General features: G+C 66.5%; 18 protein-coding genes. 14 read left to right on the top strand and 4 right to left on the bottom strand.

What is annotated here, in order from left to right; translation table 11 throughout:
* Positions 1 to 88: 88 nt before the first annotated feature.
* From tsaD to acs, 7 genes are all read left to right on the top strand, one after another.
* Entirely contained in the window at positions 89 to 1132 is a 1044-nt protein-coding gene (gene tsaD / locus BLM15_RS27445) for a tRNA (adenosine(37)-N6)-threonylcarbamoyltransferase complex transferase subunit TsaD (RefSeq protein WP_126116389.1), read from the top strand.
* Positions 1129 to 2127: an NAD(P)H-dependent glycerol-3-phosphate dehydrogenase gene (locus tag BLM15_RS27450; RefSeq protein ID WP_126115714.1), complete on the top strand. Its 999-nt coding sequence runs from the start codon at positions 1129 to 1131 to the stop codon at positions 2125 to 2127. Before tsaD ends, BLM15_RS27450 begins: the two co-directional genes overlap by 4 nt.
* 13 nt (positions 2128 to 2140) lie before the next feature.
* On the top strand, positions 2141 to 2470 hold the full coding sequence (locus tag BLM15_RS27455) for a hypothetical protein (protein WP_126115715.1): 330 nt from the start codon (positions 2141 to 2143) through the stop codon (positions 2468 to 2470).
* A complete protein-coding gene (locus BLM15_RS27460; RefSeq protein WP_126115716.1) occupies positions 2470 to 2880 on the top strand; it encodes an EVE domain-containing protein in 411 nt (136 codons plus the stop codon). Before BLM15_RS27455 ends, BLM15_RS27460 begins: the two co-directional genes overlap by 1 nt.
* Positions 2881 to 2957: 77 nt before the next feature.
* Positions 2958 to 3482, top strand: a complete 525-nt coding sequence (locus BLM15_RS27465) for a TetR/AcrR family transcriptional regulator (RefSeq protein ID WP_164547661.1) — start codon at positions 2958 to 2960, stop codon at positions 3480 to 3482.
* Complete coding sequence (locus BLM15_RS27470) at positions 3482 to 4666, top strand: DUF418 domain-containing protein (protein ID WP_126115718.1); 1185 nt, start codon at positions 3482 to 3484, stop codon at positions 4664 to 4666. The genes BLM15_RS27465 and BLM15_RS27470 overlap by 1 nt, the downstream gene beginning before the upstream one ends.
* A 202-nt stretch (positions 4667 to 4868) precedes the next feature.
* Positions 4869 to 6818, top strand: coding sequence for an acetate--CoA ligase (gene acs / locus BLM15_RS27475; protein ID WP_126115719.1), 1950 nt, complete (start codon positions 4869 to 4871; stop codon positions 6816 to 6818).
* A gap of 124 nt (positions 6819 to 6942) precedes the next feature.
* On the opposite strand, the gene BLM15_RS27480 is transcribed toward acs, so the two are convergent.
* On the bottom strand, positions 6943 to 7401 hold the full coding sequence (locus tag BLM15_RS27480; protein WP_126115720.1) for a Fur family transcriptional regulator: 459 nt from the start codon (positions 7399 to 7401) through the stop codon (positions 6943 to 6945).
* A gap of 131 nt (positions 7402 to 7532) precedes the next feature.
* Here BLM15_RS27480 and BLM15_RS27485 point away from each other — a divergent pair, with 131 nt between their 5' ends.
* From BLM15_RS27485 to BLM15_RS27505, 5 genes are all read left to right on the top strand, one after another.
* Positions 7533 to 8444: a metal ABC transporter substrate-binding protein gene (locus BLM15_RS27485; RefSeq protein ID WP_126115721.1), complete on the top strand. Its 912-nt coding sequence runs from the start codon at positions 7533 to 7535 to the stop codon at positions 8442 to 8444.
* An 11-nt stretch (positions 8445 to 8455) separates the two neighbouring features.
* Positions 8456 to 9349: a manganese/iron ABC transporter ATP-binding protein gene (locus tag BLM15_RS27490; RefSeq protein ID WP_269467521.1), complete on the top strand. Its 894-nt coding sequence runs from the start codon at positions 8456 to 8458 to the stop codon at positions 9347 to 9349.
* Positions 9346 to 10200 (top strand): metal ABC transporter permease, encoded by an 855-nt coding sequence (locus BLM15_RS27495; protein WP_126115723.1) that lies wholly within the window; start codon positions 9346 to 9348, stop codon positions 10198 to 10200. The genes BLM15_RS27490 and BLM15_RS27495 overlap by 4 nt, the downstream gene beginning before the upstream one ends.
* Positions 10197 to 11045 carry a metal ABC transporter permease gene (locus BLM15_RS27500; RefSeq protein ID WP_126115724.1) on the top strand — a complete coding sequence of 283 codons (849 nt, stop codon included), beginning with the start codon at positions 10197 to 10199 and terminating at the stop codon, positions 11043 to 11045. Before BLM15_RS27495 ends, BLM15_RS27500 begins: the two co-directional genes overlap by 4 nt.
* 113 nt (positions 11046 to 11158) lie before the next feature.
* Positions 11159 to 11410 (top strand): hypothetical protein, encoded by a 252-nt coding sequence (locus tag BLM15_RS27505; protein WP_126115725.1) that lies wholly within the window; start codon positions 11159 to 11161, stop codon positions 11408 to 11410.
* A gap of 33 nt (positions 11411 to 11443) precedes the next feature.
* On the opposite strand, the gene BLM15_RS31985 is transcribed toward BLM15_RS27505, so the two are convergent.
* Both BLM15_RS31985 and BLM15_RS27515 read right to left on the bottom strand, forming a co-directional pair.
* Positions 11444 to 12250, bottom strand: coding sequence for a transglutaminase-like domain-containing protein (locus BLM15_RS31985; RefSeq protein WP_126115726.1), 807 nt, complete (start codon positions 12248 to 12250; stop codon positions 11444 to 11446).
* Between the two features lie 107 nt (positions 12251 to 12357).
* Entirely contained in the window at positions 12358 to 13110 is a 753-nt protein-coding gene (locus tag BLM15_RS27515) for an enoyl-CoA hydratase-related protein (RefSeq protein WP_126115727.1), read from the bottom strand.
* A 157-nt stretch (positions 13111 to 13267) separates the two neighbouring features.
* Between BLM15_RS27515 and BLM15_RS27520 the strand changes: the two genes are divergently transcribed.
* Positions 13268 to 15349: a 3-hydroxyacyl-CoA dehydrogenase NAD-binding domain-containing protein gene (locus BLM15_RS27520; RefSeq protein ID WP_126115728.1), complete on the top strand. Its 2082-nt coding sequence runs from the start codon at positions 13268 to 13270 to the stop codon at positions 15347 to 15349.
* A 71-nt stretch (positions 15350 to 15420) separates the two neighbouring features.
* The gene (locus BLM15_RS27525) at positions 15421 to 16605 is read left to right on the top strand and encodes an acetyl-CoA C-acyltransferase (RefSeq protein ID WP_126115729.1); all 1185 of its coding nucleotides are present in this window, start codon (positions 15421 to 15423) and stop codon (positions 16603 to 16605) included.
* Here the strand turns inward: BLM15_RS27525 and BLM15_RS27530 are convergent, their stop codons facing one another.
* Positions 16606 to 17082, bottom strand: coding sequence for an Lrp/AsnC family transcriptional regulator (locus tag BLM15_RS27530; RefSeq protein ID WP_126115730.1), 477 nt, complete (start codon positions 17080 to 17082; stop codon positions 16606 to 16608).
* Positions 17083 to 17251 lie beyond the last annotated feature (169 nt).

Raw genomic sequence — 17251 nt, forward strand, 5'->3', positions numbered from 1 at the left:
CTATACGGAGGAAATCCCCGCGCGAAACCGCGCACCTCGGCGGCAGCCCGGCCATCAGGGTCGATGTCCGCCCAACGTCACGATGAGCATGCGAGTTCTGGGCATAGAGACGACCTGCGACGAGACGGCCGCCGCGATCGTCTCCGTCGAACGCTCCGGTGAAGCGAAGATCCTGTCGAACGAGGTCCTCAGCCAGATCGCGGCGCATGCAGCCTATGGCGGCGTCGTGCCCGAGATCGCGGCGCGGGCCCATGTCGAGGCGATCGACCGGATCGTGATGCGCGCCTTCGAGACCGCCGGCATGAAGCCGTCCGAGATCGACGGCATCGCCGCAGCGGCTGGGCCGGGATTGATCGGTGGCGTCATGGTCGGCCTCACCACCGCCAAGGCGATCGCGCTGGTGACCGGGCGGCCCTTCATCGCGATCAACCATCTCGAGGGCCATGCCCTGACGGCGCGGCTGACCGACGACATCGCCTTTCCCTATCTGCTGCTGCTGGTCTCCGGCGGGCATACGCAGTTGCTCGCGGTGCGTGGCGTCGGCGACTATCTCCGGCTCGGCACCACGATCGACGATGCGGTCGGCGAGGCCTTCGACAAGATCGCCAAGATGCTCGGTCTGCCCTATCCGGGCGGTCCCTCGGTCGAGCGCGAGGCGAAGGCCGGCGATCCCGAGCGCTTCGAGTTCCCGCGGCCGATGAGCGGGCGGCCGAATCCGGATTTCTCGCTGTCGGGCCTGAAGACGGCGGTGCGGCTGGTCGCCGAGCGGATCGCGCCGCTCTCCGACCGCGACGTTGCCGATCTCTGCGCCTCGTTCCAGGCCGCGGTGGTCGACGTTCTGGTCGACCGGACGCGGGCGGGCTTGCGCGCCTGCCGTGAGGCCGGGATCAAGCCGACCTCCCTGGTCGTGGCCGGCGGCGTCGCTGCCAACCAGCAGATCCGCAATGGTCTTGTGCGCCTCGCGACCGAGGCTGGACTGCCGATGGTCGCGCCGCCAATAGCGCTGTGCGGCGACAATGGCGCGATGATCGCCTGGGCCGGGCTGGAGCGCCTGCGGCTCGGCCTCGTCGACGATATGACCGCAGTGGCGCGCCCGCGTTGGCCCCTCGACGAACTCAGGGCGAAGGCGTGAGCGGACAAGCTCGTTACGAGACGATCGGCGTCGCCGGCGCCGGCGCCTTCGGTACGGCACTGGCGCTCGCCGCGGCGCGAGCCGGGTGCCGTGTGCTGCTCTGGGCCCGCGACGAGGAGACTGTGGCGAGTCTGCGCGATAGGCGCGAGGCGCCGCGCTTGCCGGGTGCCAGGTTGCCGGATGCCATCGAACCGGTGTCGGATATCGCCGCGCTAGGAAGCGTTGAAGCGCTGATCCTGGCGGTGCCGACGCAGGCGTTGCGTTCCGCCTCGACGCTGCTGGCTTCGGCGCTGCCGCAAGGATTGCCGGTGATCTCGGCCGCCAAGGGCATCGAGCAGAGCAGTGGACGCTTCACCACGCAGATCATCGCCGAGGCTTTGCCGCAGGCGGTCCCGGCGGTGCTGTCAGGGCCGAGCTTTGCCGCCGACATCGCCTGCGGCCTGCCGACGGCGCTGACGCTGGCCTGTGCCGATGCCGGATTGGCGAAGGGCTTGGCCGAAGCGCTGAACTCATCCGCGCTGCGCATCTATCACAGCAATGATCCACGCGGCGTCGAGATCGGCGGTGCCGCCAAGAACGTGCTCGCCATCGCCGCCGGCATCGCGATCGGCCTCGGGCTTGGCGAGAGCGCCCGTGCCGCGCTGGTGGCGCGCGGCTTTTCGGAATTGCGCCGCTTCGGCGAAGCCCATGGCGCCCAGGCCGAGACCTTGATGGGGCTTTCGGGACTGGGCGACGTTGTGCTCTCCTGCGCCACGGCGCAGTCGCGCAACTTCGCCTATGGCCAGGCGCTGGGGCAGGGCAGGTCGCCGACTGAAGCCGCCGGCGGCAGGCTTGCGGAGGGCGCCTTCACCGCCTCCGTGCTGGTCCAGATGGCGCGGGCGCAGGAGATCGACATGCCGATCGCCGAGGCGGTCGCAAGCGTCATCGCCGGTACCGTCGGCGTACGCGAGGCGGTAGCCGACTTGCTGGCCCGGCCGGTGCGGGCGGAAAATTGAGCGGAGAGGGCGCATGGCCAACGACTGGTCCGATCTGACGAAGCGCGTGGCGCGCGGTATCGCCGAGGTGCGCAAGACGACCGGGGCTGAGCTGGTCGCCGAGAGCCAGCCGGTGCCGCTTGCCGGGCGCATTGCGGGGCGGGTGATCGAGCTGCGTCGCCGGCGCCGCGAGGACACGCATCGCTTCGTGCTGATCCTGCCCTTCGGCGAAGGCGAGACGAGGATCGAGCTCAGCCCGCAGGACTATGCCGCACTGACCCGCGAGATGGTGCGCTTCTGGAACGAACAGGGCGAGGCGGCGTCGCGGCCACCCGTGCCTTTGCAGGAAGAGGATGAGGGCTGATGGCGCACTGGTTGATCAAATCGGAACCCTCGGTCTTTTCCTGGGACGACCAGGTCAAGGCCGGAGCCAAGGGCACGCATTGGGACGGGGTGAAGAACCACACCGCCAAGCTCAACCTGATGGCGATGAAGAAGGGCGACCAAGTCTTCTTCTACCACTCCAATGAGGGTCTCGAGGTCGTCGGCATCGTCGAGGTCATCAAGGAGCATTATCCCTGGGTCGAGGCCGGCCCGCCCTGGGTTCTGGTCGACTTCAAGGCCGTAAAGCCACTGCCGAAGCCGGTCTCGCTCGCCGCGGTCAAGGCCGAACCGAAGCTCGCCAAGATGGCGCTCGTCACCTCCTTCCGCCTCTCGGTGCAGCCGGTGACGGACGAGGAATGGGCGCTCGTCTGCAAGATGGGCGGGCTGTAGCAGTCAGCCCTCCTTGCTGGCCGACGACAAACTCCGTAACTATACCGTCTGGACGGTTTAGTTACGGAGATGCACCTGTGCGCCGAAGCAAGAAATCCGAGCTGCTCGAAGCGGCCGGGGCGATCATCGTCCGCAGCGGCGTCGAAGCGCTGACCTTCGATCGCCTCGCAGCCGACGCCGGCGTCAGCAAGGGCGGCATCCTCTATCATTTCCCCGACAAGGAGCGGCTGCTCGTCGCGCTGGTCGAGGGCATCGTCGCGCTGACCGATCTCGCTATCGCCGATGCCGTGCAAAGCGAGCCCGAACCGGCACAACCCGGCCGCTGGCTGCGCGCCTATATTGGCGTTGCCTTCACCAATGGCGACGAGATCGACCGGCTGCTCGGCGTACTGATCGCAGCCCTGCCGCCGGACTCGCCCGCACTTGTGCCGCTCATCGCCGCGGACCGGCGCTGGCTCGAGGCGGCTTGCGCTGACGGGCTGCCCCGCGGTCTTGCGATCGCGATCCGGCTCGCGGTCGATGGCGCCTTCTTCACCAGACTCGACGAGGGCGATGCCGCCGCGACGCGCGCAACCCTGCTGAAGCTGACGGAGCAGGCGTGATGACGTCTGCTCCGAGCCCTGCCGCCGGGCGCGAGCCGGCGATCGACATGATCCGCGGTGTCGCGCTGTTCGGCATCCTCGTCGTCAACATGCCGTTCTTCGCCATGCCGTTCGGCTTCGCCGGTGACTGGTGGCGTTCAGCCTTTCCCGGCGCGCTCGACTGGTTCGCGGTTTTCCTGATCCAGGCGCTGTTCGAGGCGAAGTTCATCCTGATCTTCTCGTTCCTGTTCGGCTATGGCGCGGCACGCCAGATCGCGGCCAATGGCGCTGGGCGTTATCGGCGTCGGTTGCTCGCGCTCGGGATGCTGGGCGTTGCCCATGCGCTCCTGCTCTTTGCTGGGGATATCCTTCTCGCCTACGCCTTGCTGGGAATGATCCTGCCCTTCGCGGCAGGCTGGTCCGTCGTCCGACGTCTCAAGGCGGCTGCGCTGATGTGGCTGCTCGCGATCCTGACGCATACCTTGCTCGCGATCATCGGGATCATCGAGGTCGAGCCGCTGAATACCGGCGGCAACGCCGCTGTCGCGGTGCACCGTTCCGCTGATTTCCTCGGGATCGCCCGTTACCGGCTGTTCGAATGGGCGGTGTTCTACGGCTTGGCGCCGTTCAGCACGCTGCCGCATGTCGCGGCCATGTTCTTCCTCGGCATGGCAGCCTTCCGCCATCTCGGAGCGAACTCGCTGAGCAGTCTCGCGGGGCGGGGCGCTGCAATGGCGCGCCTGCTCTGGTTGCCTGCGCTCGTCGGCAATGTCGTCTACGCGGCGGCAGCCATGGCGCCTCCCGGCGCGGCGAAGCCGGCTTTCGTGGCTGTCGAGTTGATCCTGCGCGGGGTGTTCCCGCCGCTGCTCAGCCTCGTCCTGATCGGCGCCGGCCTAAGCCTCTTCAGCAGCCCGCTCGGTGCCCGGATCGGGCGCATTTTCCAGGCCGATGGCCGGCTGTCGCTGTCGCTCTATATCTGCGAATCGATTGCCTGCGCTCTGATCTTCCTCGGTTACGGCCTCGGCCTTTACGGTCGGATCGGCCCGGCGGCCTGTATCGGCTTGGCAGTGTTGGTTTATTTCGGGTTGCTGATTGCAGCCTCGCTCTGGAGCAGGGTCTTTGCCAAAGGGCCGTTCGAATGGTTCGTCGAGCGCATGGCGGGGCCGCGCCGGCCGCCGAGGATGGCGCTCGAAACCGCCGGATAGGCTCGCTTTTTTGCTCCTTTCGCACTGCACAACCTCGCCGAAAGTCGCAGCAACGAAAGTGCGAGCCCGCGGCGCTTGTCGGCGTGACTTCGCGCCCTATGATGCGACCAACTCGAAAAAGGCCGGTCGGATCGGGGTGGCATCGCCGTCGCAATCTGCACGCCGGTCCCGACGACGGCCCAAGTCTGGGGAGACGCCTGTTATGACCGAGATGATCTACGATGTGCCGGCTTCCTGGGCCAAGAAGGCATGGTTGAACGACGCCAAGTACAAGAAGATGTATGCGGCCTCGATCAAGGATCCGGACAAGTTCTGGGCCGAGCAGGGCAAACGGATCGACTGGTTCAAGCCTTACAGCAAGGTCCGCAACGTCAGCTACAAGCCGGGCAAGGTCTCGATCAAGTGGTTCGAGGACGGCACCACCAACGTCGCCTATAATTGCATCGACCGGCACCTTGCGACGCGGGCCAAGCAGACGGCGATCATCTGGGAGGGTGACCCCTCAGAGTCCAAGAAGATCAGCTACGGCCAGCTCTATACCGAGGTCTGCAAGTTCGCGAACGTGCTGAAGGCCAAGGGCGTCAAGAAGGGCGACCGGGTCACGATCTACCTGCCGATGATCCCGGAAGCGGCCTATGCGATGCTGGCCTGCGCCCGCATCGGCGCGATGCATTCGGTGGTGTTCGGCGGCTTCTCGCCGGACTCGCTGGCCAGCCGGATCGAGGACTCCGATTCAAAGATCGTGATCACCGCCGATGAAGGCCTGCGCGGTGGCCGTGCTGTGCCGCTGAAGAAGAATGTCGATGCCGCCGACGACAAGGTGAAGGGCGGCATCGCTACGGTGATCGTGGTCAAGCGCACCGGCGGCGACGTCACCATGAAGGATGGCCGCGACGTCTGGTATCATGATGAGGCAGCCAAGGTCTCGGGCCATTGCCCGCCGGTCGAGGTCAAGGCCGAGGACCCGCTGTTCCTGCTCTACACCTCGGGTTCGACCGGCAAGCCGAAGGGCGTGCTGCACACCACCGGCGGCTACCTCGTCTACACCGCGATGACGCATCAATACGTCTTCGACTACCATGACGGTGACATCTACTGGTGCACCGCCGATGTCGGCTGGGTCACCGGCCACAGCTACATCCTCTACGGGCCGCTCGCCAACGGCGCGACGACGCTGATGTTCGAGGGCATCCCGACCTATCCGACGATCTCGCGCTTCTGGGAGGTCATCGACAAGCACAAGGTCAACATCTTCTACACCGCTCCGACCGCGATCCGCTCGCTGATGGGCGCTGGCGAGGAGCCGGTGAAGAAGACCAGGCGCAAGTCGCTGCGCCTGCTCGGTTCGGTCGGCGAGCCGATCAATCCGGAGGCCTGGGAATGGTATCACCGCGTCGTCGGCGAGCGCCGCTGCCCGATCGTCGACACCTGGTGGCAGACCGAGACCGGCGGCATCCTGATCTCGCCGCTGCCGGGCGCGACCAAGCTGAAGCCTGGCTCGGCGACGCGGCCCTTCTTCGGCATCAAGCCGGAACTGGTCGACGCCGAGGGCAAGGTGCTGGAGGGCGCGGCCGAGGGCAACCTCGTCATCGCCGAGAGCTGGCCCGGCCAGATGCGCACGGTCTATGGCGACCACAAGCGCTTCGAGGAGACCTATTTCGCGACCTATCCGAACAAGTATTTCACCGGCGATGGCTGCCGGCGCGACGCCGACGGCTATTACTGGATCACCGGCCGCGTCGACGACGTGATCAACGTCTCCGGCCACCGAATGGGCACGGCCGAGGTCGAGTCGGCGCTGGTCGCGCACCCCCAGGTCTCGGAAGCCGCGGTCGTCGGCTATCCGCACGACATCAAGGGGCAGGGCATCTACGCCTATGTCACGCTGATGGCGGGCGAGAAGCCCTCGGCCGACCTGAAGAAGGAACTGGTCTCTTACGTCCGCAACGAGATCGGCCCGATCGCCTCGCCGGATCTGATCCAGTTCGCGCCCGGCCTGCCCAAGACCCGCTCCGGCAAGATCATGCGCCGCATCCTGCGCAAGATCGCCGAGGACGAGTTCGGCGCGCTCGGCGACACCTCGACGCTCGCCGATCCGGCCGTCGTCGACGACCTGATCGCCAACCGCCAGAACAAGCGCAAGGCGGGGTGAGTTTGGGAATAGCGGCCGCGACGTCATGCTCGGGCTTGTCCCGAGCAGCCACGTCTTGACCACCGCTTCTCACGAAGGAAGACGTGGATGGTCGCCACAAGGGCGACCATGACGGAAGGGGGCGTTACGCGTCCTTCTTGCCGGGCTTGCGCCGCGCCGGCTTGGTCTTGCGCCCATACAGCTCCAGCTTGTGCCGGACGATCTCGTAGCCGAGTTCGGCTGCGATCTTGGCTTGGAGCGCTTCGATCTCGGGTGAGGAGAACTCGACTACCTGGCCGGTCTCGACATCGATCAGATGGTCATGGTGCTGCTGGTCGGCGTGCTCGTAGCGCGAGACGCCGTCCTCGAAGGCGTGGCGTTCGATCGCGCCCTGCGTCTCCAGCAGCTTCATCGTGCGGTAGACGGTCGAGAGCGACAGCGTCGGGTCGTGCACGAAGGCGCGCGTGAAGATGCCCTTCGCATCGGGATGGTCGTCGGCTTCGGCGAGGACCCGCAGGATCAGCCGGCGCTGCTGGGTCATGCGCAGCCCCGCCTTGCGGAGCTGGAGCTCGAATGCCGCCACGCGCTGGTCGATTCCCTTCATGCGCGAGAGGTAGCAACCCTGAGAGGCATTTGCAAAAACTGCTTTGTCGCAATTCGTTTGCAACTGCGTTGACAAATGCAAGTGGTTTGCAATAGCGTTACATTATCCCCTGTTTCGCTATCGGAGAGACCATGTCGCCGCGCCGCTATTTCCTTGGCCTTGCCGCCGCCACGACACTGGCCTTCGGCCTTGCCGGTTCTGCCTTTGCGCAGACCACGCCGGGGAAGCCCCTGCGCGTCGTCACCACCTTCACGGTGATCCAGGACATCGCCCAGAACGTCGCGGGCACGGCGGCGATCGTCGAATCGATCACCAAGCCCGGCGCCGAGATTCACGACTACCAGCCGACGCCGCTCGACGTGGTGAAGGCGCAATCGGCCGATCTCGTGCTTTGGAACGGCATGAACCTGGAGCGCTGGTTCGAGAAGTTCTTCGACAATGTGAAGAACGTGAAGAGTGCGGTGGTGACCGATGGCATCGCGCCGATGGGCATCAAGGAGGGCCCCTATGAGGGCAAGCCCAACCCGCATGCCTGGATGTCGACGGCAAGCGCGCTGATCTATGTCGAGAACATCCGCAGGGCGCTGGCCGAGGCCGACCCGGCCAATGCCGCGACCTATGCGAAGAATGCCGCGGACTATGCCACGCTGATCAAGGCGATGGACGGGCCCCTGCGCGCCCGGCTCGACAAGGTGCCGGCCGATAAGCGCTGGCTCGTCTCCAGCGAAGGTGCCTTCAGCTATCTCACTCGCGACTATGGCTGGCGTGAAGCCTATCTCTGGCCGATCAATGCCGACGAACAGGGCACGCCGCAGCAGGTGCGCCGGCTGATCGACCTCGTCCGCAAGAACAAGATCCCGGCCGTGTTCAGCGAGAGCACGATCTCGGACAAGGCCGCCAAGCAGGTCGCGCGCGAGACCGGCGCTAAATATGGCGGCGTGCTTTATGTCGACTCGCTCTCCGATGCGCGTGGCGCAGTGCCGACCTATCTCAAGCTGCTCGAAGTTACCGTCGACACCATTGCGAAGGGGTTCGGCCAGTGAACCGGGAGGCCGTGGAGATCCGCGCGGGGCAGGGGCCGACGCCTTCGATCGTGATCAGCGGCGTCACCGTCCGTTACGCCAATGGCGTCACCGCGGTGAACGACGCCTCCTTCGCACTCGGCCCCGGCACGATTTGCGCGCTGGTCGGGATCAACGGCTCCGGCAAGTCGACCATCTTCAAGACGCTGATGGGCTTCCTGAAGCCGGCGCAGGGGCTGGTCAGCATCGCCGGCATGGAGGTCCGCCAGGCGCTGAAGCGCGGCCTCGTCGCCTATGTGCCGCAGGCCGAGGAGGTCGACTGGACCTTCCCGGTGCTGGTCGACGATGTCGTGATGATGGGGCGCTACGGCCATATGGGCTTCATGCGCCTGCCGCGGCGAGCCGATCGCGAGGCGGCCGAGCAGGCGCTCGAACGGGTCAACATGCTGGAATTCCGCCGCCGCCAGATCGGCGAGCTCTCCGGCGGCCAGCGCAAGCGCGTTTTCCTGGCGCGCGCGCTGGCGCAGGGCGGGCAGGTGATCCTGCTCGACGAGCCCTTTACCGGTGTCGACGTCAAGACCGAGGACCAGATCGTCGGGCTGATGCGCGAACTCAGGGCGGAAGGCCGGCTGATGCTGGTCTCGACCCATAATCTCGGCTCGATCCCGGATTTCTGCGACCAGGTCGTGATCGTCAACAAGACCGTGCTCGCAGCCGGACCGACCGAGACGACCTTCACGCAGGACAATCTGCAGAAGGCTTTTGGCGGCGCGCTCCGGCATTTCCGCCTGGAAGGCGCCAGCCTGCACGCCGACGCCGACGACCGCCGCGTCACCGTGATCACCGACGACGAGCGCCCGCTCGTCTTCTATGGCGACCGCGACCATGAGAAGCCCGCTGCCGGCAGGAAGGACGGGCAGCCATGATGGAGCTCCTGCTCGAACCCTTCGGCTACCAGTACATGGTCAAGGCGATCTGGGTCTCGGCCCTGGTCGGCGGCGTCTGCGCCTTCCTGTCCTGCTATCTGATGCTGAAGGGCTGGTCGCTGATGGGCGATGCGCTGGCGCACGCGATCGTGCCCGGCGTCGCGCTCGCCTATCTCCTGAAGGTGCCCTATGCCGCCGGCGCCTTCTTCTCCGGCCTGCTGGCGGCGCTCGCCATGGCGCTGGTCCGGGTGCGCACGCAACTGCGCGAGGATGCCGTCATCGGCATCGTCTTCACCAGCTTCTTCGCCGTCGGCCTGCTGATCGTCTCGATCAACCCGACCTCGGTCAACGTCCAGTCGATCGTACTCGGCAACATCCTCGGCATCTCCGATGAGGACGTGATCCAGGTCGCGATCATCGCCTTCGTCTCGCTCGCCATCCTGCTGCTGCGCTGGAAGGATCTGATGCTGGTCTTCTTCGACGAGAACCAGGCGCGCGCCGTCGGCCTGTCGCCGACGCGGCTCAAGATCCTGTTCTTCGTGCTGCTCTCGGCCTGCACCGTCGCGGCCTTGCAGACGGTCGGCGCCTGCCTCGTCATCGCCATGGTGGTGACGCCGGGCGCGACCGCCTACTTGCTGACCGACCGCTTCGGGAGGCTGATCGCGATCGCGGTTGCCATGGGCGTCACGACCTCGGCTGTTGGGGCCTATGCCAGCTACTTCCTCGACGGCTCGACCGGCGGGCTGATCGTCGTGTTCCAGACAGCGCTGTTCCTGCTCGCCTTCCTGTTCGCGCCCAAGCATGGAAGGCTCGGCGCGCGCCGCGCCGCCAGTGCGGGAGGTGTGGCATGAACCTGATCCAGGACTGGCTGCTCGCACCCTTCGCCCATGAGTTCATGCTGCGCGGGCTCGCCATCGCCGTGATGGTCGGTTTCGTCTGTGCCGTCCTGTCCTGTTTTCTGGTGCTCAAGGGCTGGTCGCTGATGGGCGATGCGGTCTCGCATGCGGTGCTGCCCGGCATCGTGCTGGCTCACATCGCCAGCCTGCCGCTCGCCATCGGCGCCTTCGCAGCAGGCCTCACCTGCGCCTTCGGTATCGGCTATCTCAAGGAGAACAGCCGGGTGAAGGAGGATACGGTGATGGGCATCGTCTTCTCCGGCATGTTCGCGCTCGGCCTCGTGCTCTTCGTCAAGGTCGATAGTGACCAGCACCTCCTGCACATCCTGTTCGGCAACATGCTTGGCGTGACCTGGGGCGACATTGCCGAGACCGCGCTGGTCGCCTTGCCGGTCGCCGGCTTCATGCTGGTCAAACGACGCGATTTCCTGCTGCACGCCTTCGATCCGGCGCATGCGCGAGCGATCGGCCTGCCGGTGAGGGCGCTGCATTTCGGGCTGCTCGCCATGCTGGCGCTGACCATCGTCGCGGCGCTGAAGGCGGTCGGCATCATCCTCGTCGTCGCCATGCTGATCGCGCCCGGCGCGATCGGCTACCTGACGACGCGCCGCTTCGACCTGATGCTGCTGGTCGCGATCGCGGCGGCGGTGACGTCGAGTGTCGCCGGCACGATCCTCAGCTTCCATTTCGATGTCGCGACCGGACCCTGCATCGTCGTGGTGCAGGCGGTGCTTTTCCTGGCTGCGCTGGCGCGCAGCCTCCTCAGGGCGCGAAGGCTGGTCACAGTGCGGCCGGCCTGAATCGCACTGCGAAAATCGTCTCCTCCGAAATAAGGCCGATCGCCACTCGTTCTTCCCAAATCCGCCAAGTTGTCCCGCTGGGATGGGACATGGCGGACTTGGAGGAGGCGATGATGTCCGAGATCGACAAAGAGCGACGAACGCTGCTGCGGCTGGCGCTTTTTACGTTGCCCATGGCGATCGCCGGCTCAGTGCTGACCGCGACGACGGCACGGGCCGACGATGATGATGACGACGATGATCGTCGGCGTCGACGCTGGTATCGCCGCCGCTATTACGACGATGGCTACCTGCGGCGCTGGCGCGATGACGATTACTATCGCTGGCGGAGGCGCCGCCGCCGTCGTGACGACGACGATGATTGATCGCAGCGGCTGAGCGGCCGGCTCATCGCCGGGTCAGGCCGCCTCGGCGGGTTCGCTGTCCTCAGTCCGCGTGACCTCGACCCATTGGCTGAGGCACTGGCACAGGCTGCCGCTGGTCAGGAAGGCGATGTCGGCGGCGTCGCGCCCGGCGGCGATGCGGACCATGCCTTCGATCGGCGCTAGCCGGGTCGGGTCGACCAGCCACCAGCGCCCGTCGAGGAAGACCTCGAAGACGGCGTGGAAATCCGGCGGGTTGAGCTCGGCGGCGTAGACGCTGACCGCGCGCGCCGGCAGGTTGAGCGCCCGGCAGAGCGCGATGCCGAGATGGCTGAAATCGCGGCAGACGCCGGCGCGGTCGATGAAGGTCTGCTCGGCCGTGGTCTGGGCGTTGCTGACGCCATGGACGTAGTCGACATGCTCCTGCAGCCAGTCGACGACCGCGAGCACCTTGGCGCCGCCAGCCTCGATATCGCTGAATTCGCGCTGGGCGAAGCGCATCAGGCTGTCGGAGGGGCAGAAGCGGCTTGGCAGCAGATAGGGCAGCACCTCGGCCGGCAATTCGGCCCAGGCGTGCTGGTGCGCGCCGGCCTGCAGGAAGGGGCGCGCGCCATTGTCGATCACGCCCTGATACTGGATTGAGACCTGTCCGGAGAGTACCGCACGAAAGCGGCGTACACCTGTAGCGGGATCCTCATCGCGGATCAGCTCGGCCGCCTGGTCGATCAGCAGGCGGTCCGAGAGGATGGTCTGGTCCGAGGACCGCGCCGGTTCGATCGCGACAATCACCGGCGTTTCATGGTCGAAGCGATAGACGAGAGTGGCGACGACCTTCAGCTGCACAACCTGCTCCTTGCGCGACCGCGCCTGGAGGCGCGGGCGTCAACGTGACGGGGGACAGGATGTTCCGTGATTTCCGCGACAGCCGTGCGAAGGATTCACGCCCGCCGTCAGCGCTTGGTGAGGAATGCCATGAAGGCGGCCTGCGCCTCGGCCGATTGCAGCCTCTCGCCGAAATGGCGCGCCTCGGTCGCGATGGTCTCGGCGACGGCGGCGGCGCTGCCGCGCTTGAGCAGGGCCTTGGTTAGTGCCACCGATTGCGGCGGCAACGCTGCCAATGCCTTGGCCTTATCGAGCGCCAGTCCGAGCGCTCCACCCTCGTCGGTGACGCCGTTGATCAAGCCGGCCTCCTGCGCCAACTCGGGGCCGAAGGCTTCACCCAGCATCAGCAGTTCGGCGGCGCGCTTGCTGCCGGCGATGAGCGGCAGGAGATAGCTCGAGCCGCCTTCCGGGCAGAGGCCGAGGCTGACGAAGGGCATGCGGAAGCTGGCGCTGCGCCCGGCGAAGGCGAGATCGCAATGCAGCAGCATGGTGGTGCCGATGCCGACGGCGAATCCTTCCGCTGCCGCGACGATCGGCTTCCTGGCCGTCGAGATCGCGTTGAGGAAATCGATGGCGATCTCGGCGCCGACGCCGGTTGCAGCTGCTACCGCAAAATCCTTGATGTCGTTGCCGCTGGTGAAGCAGCCGCCCGCGCCGGTGAGGACGACGGCGCGCACCGAGGCGTCTGCGTCGGCTGCAGCGAGCGCATCGATCAGCCCCTGATAGGTGGCGCGGTCGAGCGCGTTGCGCCGGTCGCGGCGGTTCATGGTGATCTGCCTGATGCCCTCGGCCGGGGTCTCGCTCAGAACGGTCTGCGTCATGCCAGCTTTCTCGCCTCATCCCGCCGAAAGCGGGCGGCAGACGATGGGCGAGGCAAGCTGGTCGGTCAAGGAAGCGGGGCGGGGGCAAAGCTATCCCGGCTTGACAGCATGCCTCCCGCCCGGCTCCTTGCGGCGCGCAAGACAAATGGAGGCAGACATGCAGACCGTCACCCTCACCCGCCAAGGCCAGGTGGCGATCGCGACGCTGCACAATCCGCCGGTCAACGCCTTGAGCGCCGCGCTGCGGGCCGACCTGCTGCAGGCGTTGACGCAGGTGATGGCTGACAGCGATGTGGTTGCGCTGGTCATTGCCGCGCAGGGCAAAGCCTTCATCGCTGGGGCTGACATCAGCGAATTCGGCAAGCCACCGGTCCCGCCGATCCTGCCCGACCTGCTTGCATCCATCGAGAACGCGGCCAAGCCGGTCGTTGCAGCGGTCGAGGGCGTAGCTCTCGGCGGCGGGCTCGAAGTTGCGCTCGCCTGCCATGCCCGCGTGGCGATGCCTGCCGCCAGGCTCGGCCTGCCGGAGATCAAGCTCGGCCTGATTCCGGGCGCCGGCGGCACGCAGCGCCTGCCGCGCCTGATCGGGGCGGCCGCCGCCTTCCCGATGATGCTCTCGGGCGAGCCGATTCCGGCGCAGAAGGCGCAGGCGCTCGGGCTGGTCGACAAGCTCGTCGAGAGCGATGCCGTGGGAGCAGCCGTTGCGCTGGCGCAGGAGCTGGCGGGTAAGGGCGCGCCAGCGAAGACCGGCGAGCGCGCCGACAAGCTGAAGGCCGCCGACCGCGAGGCTTTCGAGGCACTGGCGAAGGATGCGCTGGCGAAGTCCGGCGATATGCCGAACGTCGCGGCGCTGGTCGAGGCGGTGCGCGGCGTTTTCAAACTGGCACCGACGGAGGCCCATGCGAACGAACGCGCGCTGTTCGTAAAGCTCCTCGCCGATGAGCGTTCCAAGGCGCTGCGCTATGCCTTCTTTGCGGAGCGCGAGGCCGCGAAGGTCCCTGGCATCGACGATAGCGTGAAGCCGCGCCCGATCGCGCGCGCTGCCGTGATCGGTGCCGGCACCATGGGCGGCGGCATCGCCATGTGCTTCGCCAATGCCGGCATCCCGGTGACGCTGATCGAGACCACGCAGGAGCAGATCGACAAGGGTTATGCGCGGGTGCGCGACACCTATGGCTTCTCGGTCAAGCGCGGCTCGATGACCGAGGCGGTGCGCGAGCAGCGCATGGCCCTGATCACGCCGGCAGTCGGGCTCGCTTCTGCCGCGGAGGCCGATATCGTGGTCGAGGCCGCCTTCGAGGAGATGGGCGTCAAGCGCGAGATTTTTGGCGCGCTCGACAAAATCGCCAAGCCCGGCGCGATCCTCGCCAGCAACACCTCCTATCTCGATCTCGCCGAGATTGCCGCAATCACCGGCCGACCGAACGATGTGCTCGGCATGCATTTCTTCAGCCCAGCCAATGTGATGAAGCTGCTCGAGATCGTCCGCCCGGCTGGCGCCGCAAGCGATGTTATCGCGACCGCGATCGCGCTCGGCCGCAAGCTCGGCAAGGTGCCGGTCGTGGTCGGCAACTGCTTCGGCTTCGTCGGCAACCGCATTCTGGAAGCGCGCACCCGCGCCGCCGAGCGCTTGCTCGTCGCCGGTGCCTTGCCGCACGAGGTCGATGCGGCGCTGACCAGCTTCGGCTTCAAGATGGGGCCCTTCGCCATGTCGGACCTCGCGGGTAACGACATCAGCTGGCGCAGCCGCAAGGCGCGCGGCAAGAGCGCGGCGGTGGCGGATGCGATCTGCGAGCGCGGCTGGTTCGGCCAGAAGACCGGGCGTGGCTATTACCGCTACCCGGAGGGCGCCCGCAGCGGCGAGCGCGACCCCGAGGTCGAGGCCCTGATCGCCGAGGTCTCGGCGCAGAAGGGTGTGACGCGGCGCAGCTTCACCAGCGAGGAGATCCTGGCGCGGCTGCTCGACCCGATGGTCAATGAGGGCGCGCGCATCCTCGAAGAGGGCATCGCGACGCGCGCCGGCGACATCGATACGGTCTGGCTCAACGGCTACAACTGGCCGGCCTGGCGCGGCGGACCAATGCACTGGGCCGAGAGCGTCGGGCTCGATGTGATCGCCAGGCGGCTGGAACAGCAGGCGGCGGAGAGCGGTGATGCCTCGCTCGAACCCGCGCCGCTGTTGCGCAAGCTCGCAGCCGAGGGCAAAGGCTTCTCCAGCGTGAAGGCTGCGGCCGCCTGAAGGCGGCCCGGCACGAGCCAATAATTCGAATGGCGGCCGTGGCCGCAATGCCAGACAGGATGTGAAGCGCCATGACCGAAGCCGTGATCGTCTCGACTGCCCGCACCCCGATCGGCAAGGCCCATCGCGGCGCCTTCAACCAGGTCCGCGGCGCCGACATGGCGGCCCATGCGATCAGGCACGCCATGGCGCGGGCAAAGCTCGAGCCGGAAGCGGTCGAAGAGGTGGTGCTGGGCTGCGGCTATCCGGAAGCAGCGACCGGCGGCAATGTCGCCCGCCATGGCGCGCTCGTCGCCGGCATCCCGGTGCAATCGGCCGGCGTCACCGTCAGCCGCTTCTGCGCCTCGGGGCTGGAGGCGATCGCGCATGCGGCCCGCCGCGTCGTGATGGACGGCGTGCCGGTCGCGATCGGCGGCGGCGTCGAGTCGATCTCGCTGGTTGGGCCGGTGGTACGGCGCGACCTGACCGAGAACGAATGGCTGAAGGCCAACAAGCCGACGATCTACACGACGATGATCGAGACCGCCGACATTGTCGCCGAACGCTACGGCATTTCGCGGCAGGCGCAGGACGAATTCTCGGTCGAGAGTCAGCGCCGCACTGCTGCTGCCCAGCAGCGCCAATTTTTCGATGACGAGATCGCGCCGATGAGCGCGGTGATGGCCGTCACCGACAAGGCGACCGGCGAGGTTCGGCAGGAGTCGGTGACACTCTCCAAGGACGAGGGCAACCGGCCCGAGACGACGCTTGAAGGATTGCTCAAGCTCAAGCCGGTGCGCGGCGAGGACAAGTTCGTCACTGCCGGCAATGCCAGCCAGCTTTCGGACGGTGCCTCGGCCAGCGTGGTGATGTCGGCCGAGGAAGCCAGGCGCCGTGGCCTCACGCCGCTCGGCATCTTCCGTGGCTTCGCCTCGGCCGGCTGCGAGCCTGACGAAATGGGCATCGGCCCGGTCTTCGCCGTGCCGCGCCTGCTCCAGCGCAACGGCCTCAAGGTCTCCGACATCGATCTCTGGGAACTGAACGAGGCCTTCGCCTCGCAGTCGCTCTATTGCCGCGACACGCTCGGCATCGATCCCGAGAAGGTCAACGTCAATGGCGGCGCGATCGCGATCGGCCACCCCTTCGGCATGAGTGGCGCACGCCTCGTCGGTCATGCGCTGCTGGAAGGCCGCCGCCGCAAGGCGCGCTATGCCGTTGTCACCATGTGCGTCGCCGGTGGCATGGGCTGCGCCGGCCTGTTCGAAATCAACCGCTGATCACCCCTCGGCGGCGAAGCTGAGCGGGATCGCCGTGGTCGCCTTCAGCTCCTCCATGGCGAACATGGAGGTGACGTCGCTGAGCTCGATGCGGGCGATCAGCTTCTTGTAGAGCGCGTCATAGGCGGCGATATCCGAGACATAGGCCTTGAGCAGATAATCGATGTCGCCGCTCATTCGGTAGAAGTCGACGATCTCGGGCAAATCGTGCACGGCGGCGTGGAAGCGCTCCAGCCATTCCATCGTATGGCGCGCCGTCTTCACTGCGATGAAGACGGTGACGCCGGCCTTCAGCTTGCCACGGTCGAGCAGCGCGACCCGACGCCTTATGTAGCCTTCCGCCTCGAGCTTCTGGATGCGTCGCCAGCATGGCGTCGGCGACAGTCCGACGGTCTCGGCGATCTCGGCCAGCGGCTTGCTCACATCCTCCTGCAGCAAGGCGAGGATGCGCAGATCGAAGGCGTCGAGCTTGGCCACGGCTGAGGGGCTCCTCGGAACAGAATATCACTCGCTATACGCGAATAGAAATTTCTTTCTCATATTATGATCAAGGTTGGTATTAGTTTCTAAGTTTGCCCTGCTTGGAGCGGAGGATCGCAAACCATTCCCACTGTGCCCGGCCTATCATTCTTCCGTCATTGGACGT

The organism is Bosea sp. Tri-49 (assembly GCF_003952665.1).
Classification (GTDB): domain Bacteria; phylum Pseudomonadota; class Alphaproteobacteria; order Rhizobiales; family Beijerinckiaceae; genus Allobosea.

Coding starts and splice junctions, on each gene's coding strand:
- BLM15_RS27480 (WP_126115720.1), bottom strand. CDS start 7,401: ATGAAGGGAATCGACCAGCGCGTGGCGGCATTCGAGCTCCAGCTCCGC.
- acs (WP_126115719.1), top strand. CDS start 4,869: ATGACCGAGATGATCTACGATGTGCCGGCTTCCTGGGCCAAGAAGGCA.
- BLM15_RS27470 (WP_126115718.1), top strand. CDS start 3,482: ATGACGTCTGCTCCGAGCCCTGCCGCCGGGCGCGAGCCGGCGATCGAC.
- BLM15_RS27455 (WP_126115715.1), top strand. CDS start 2,141: ATGGCCAACGACTGGTCCGATCTGACGAAGCGCGTGGCGCGCGGTATC.
- BLM15_RS27460 (WP_126115716.1), top strand. CDS start 2,470: ATGGCGCACTGGTTGATCAAATCGGAACCCTCGGTCTTTTCCTGGGAC.
- BLM15_RS27520 (WP_126115728.1), top strand. CDS start 13,268: ATGCAGACCGTCACCCTCACCCGCCAAGGCCAGGTGGCGATCGCGACG.
- tsaD (WP_126116389.1), top strand. CDS start 89: ATGCGAGTTCTGGGCATAGAGACGACCTGCGACGAGACGGCCGCCGCG.
- BLM15_RS27505 (WP_126115725.1), top strand. CDS start 11,159: ATGTCCGAGATCGACAAAGAGCGACGAACGCTGCTGCGGCTGGCGCTT.
- BLM15_RS27495 (WP_126115723.1), top strand. CDS start 9,346: ATGATGGAGCTCCTGCTCGAACCCTTCGGCTACCAGTACATGGTCAAG.
- BLM15_RS27515 (WP_126115727.1), bottom strand. CDS start 13,110: ATGACGCAGACCGTTCTGAGCGAGACCCCGGCCGAGGGCATCAGGCAG.
- BLM15_RS27525 (WP_126115729.1), top strand. CDS start 15,421: ATGACCGAAGCCGTGATCGTCTCGACTGCCCGCACCCCGATCGGCAAG.
- BLM15_RS27500 (WP_126115724.1), top strand. CDS start 10,197: ATGAACCTGATCCAGGACTGGCTGCTCGCACCCTTCGCCCATGAGTTC.
- BLM15_RS27485 (WP_126115721.1), top strand. CDS start 7,533: ATGTCGCCGCGCCGCTATTTCCTTGGCCTTGCCGCCGCCACGACACTG.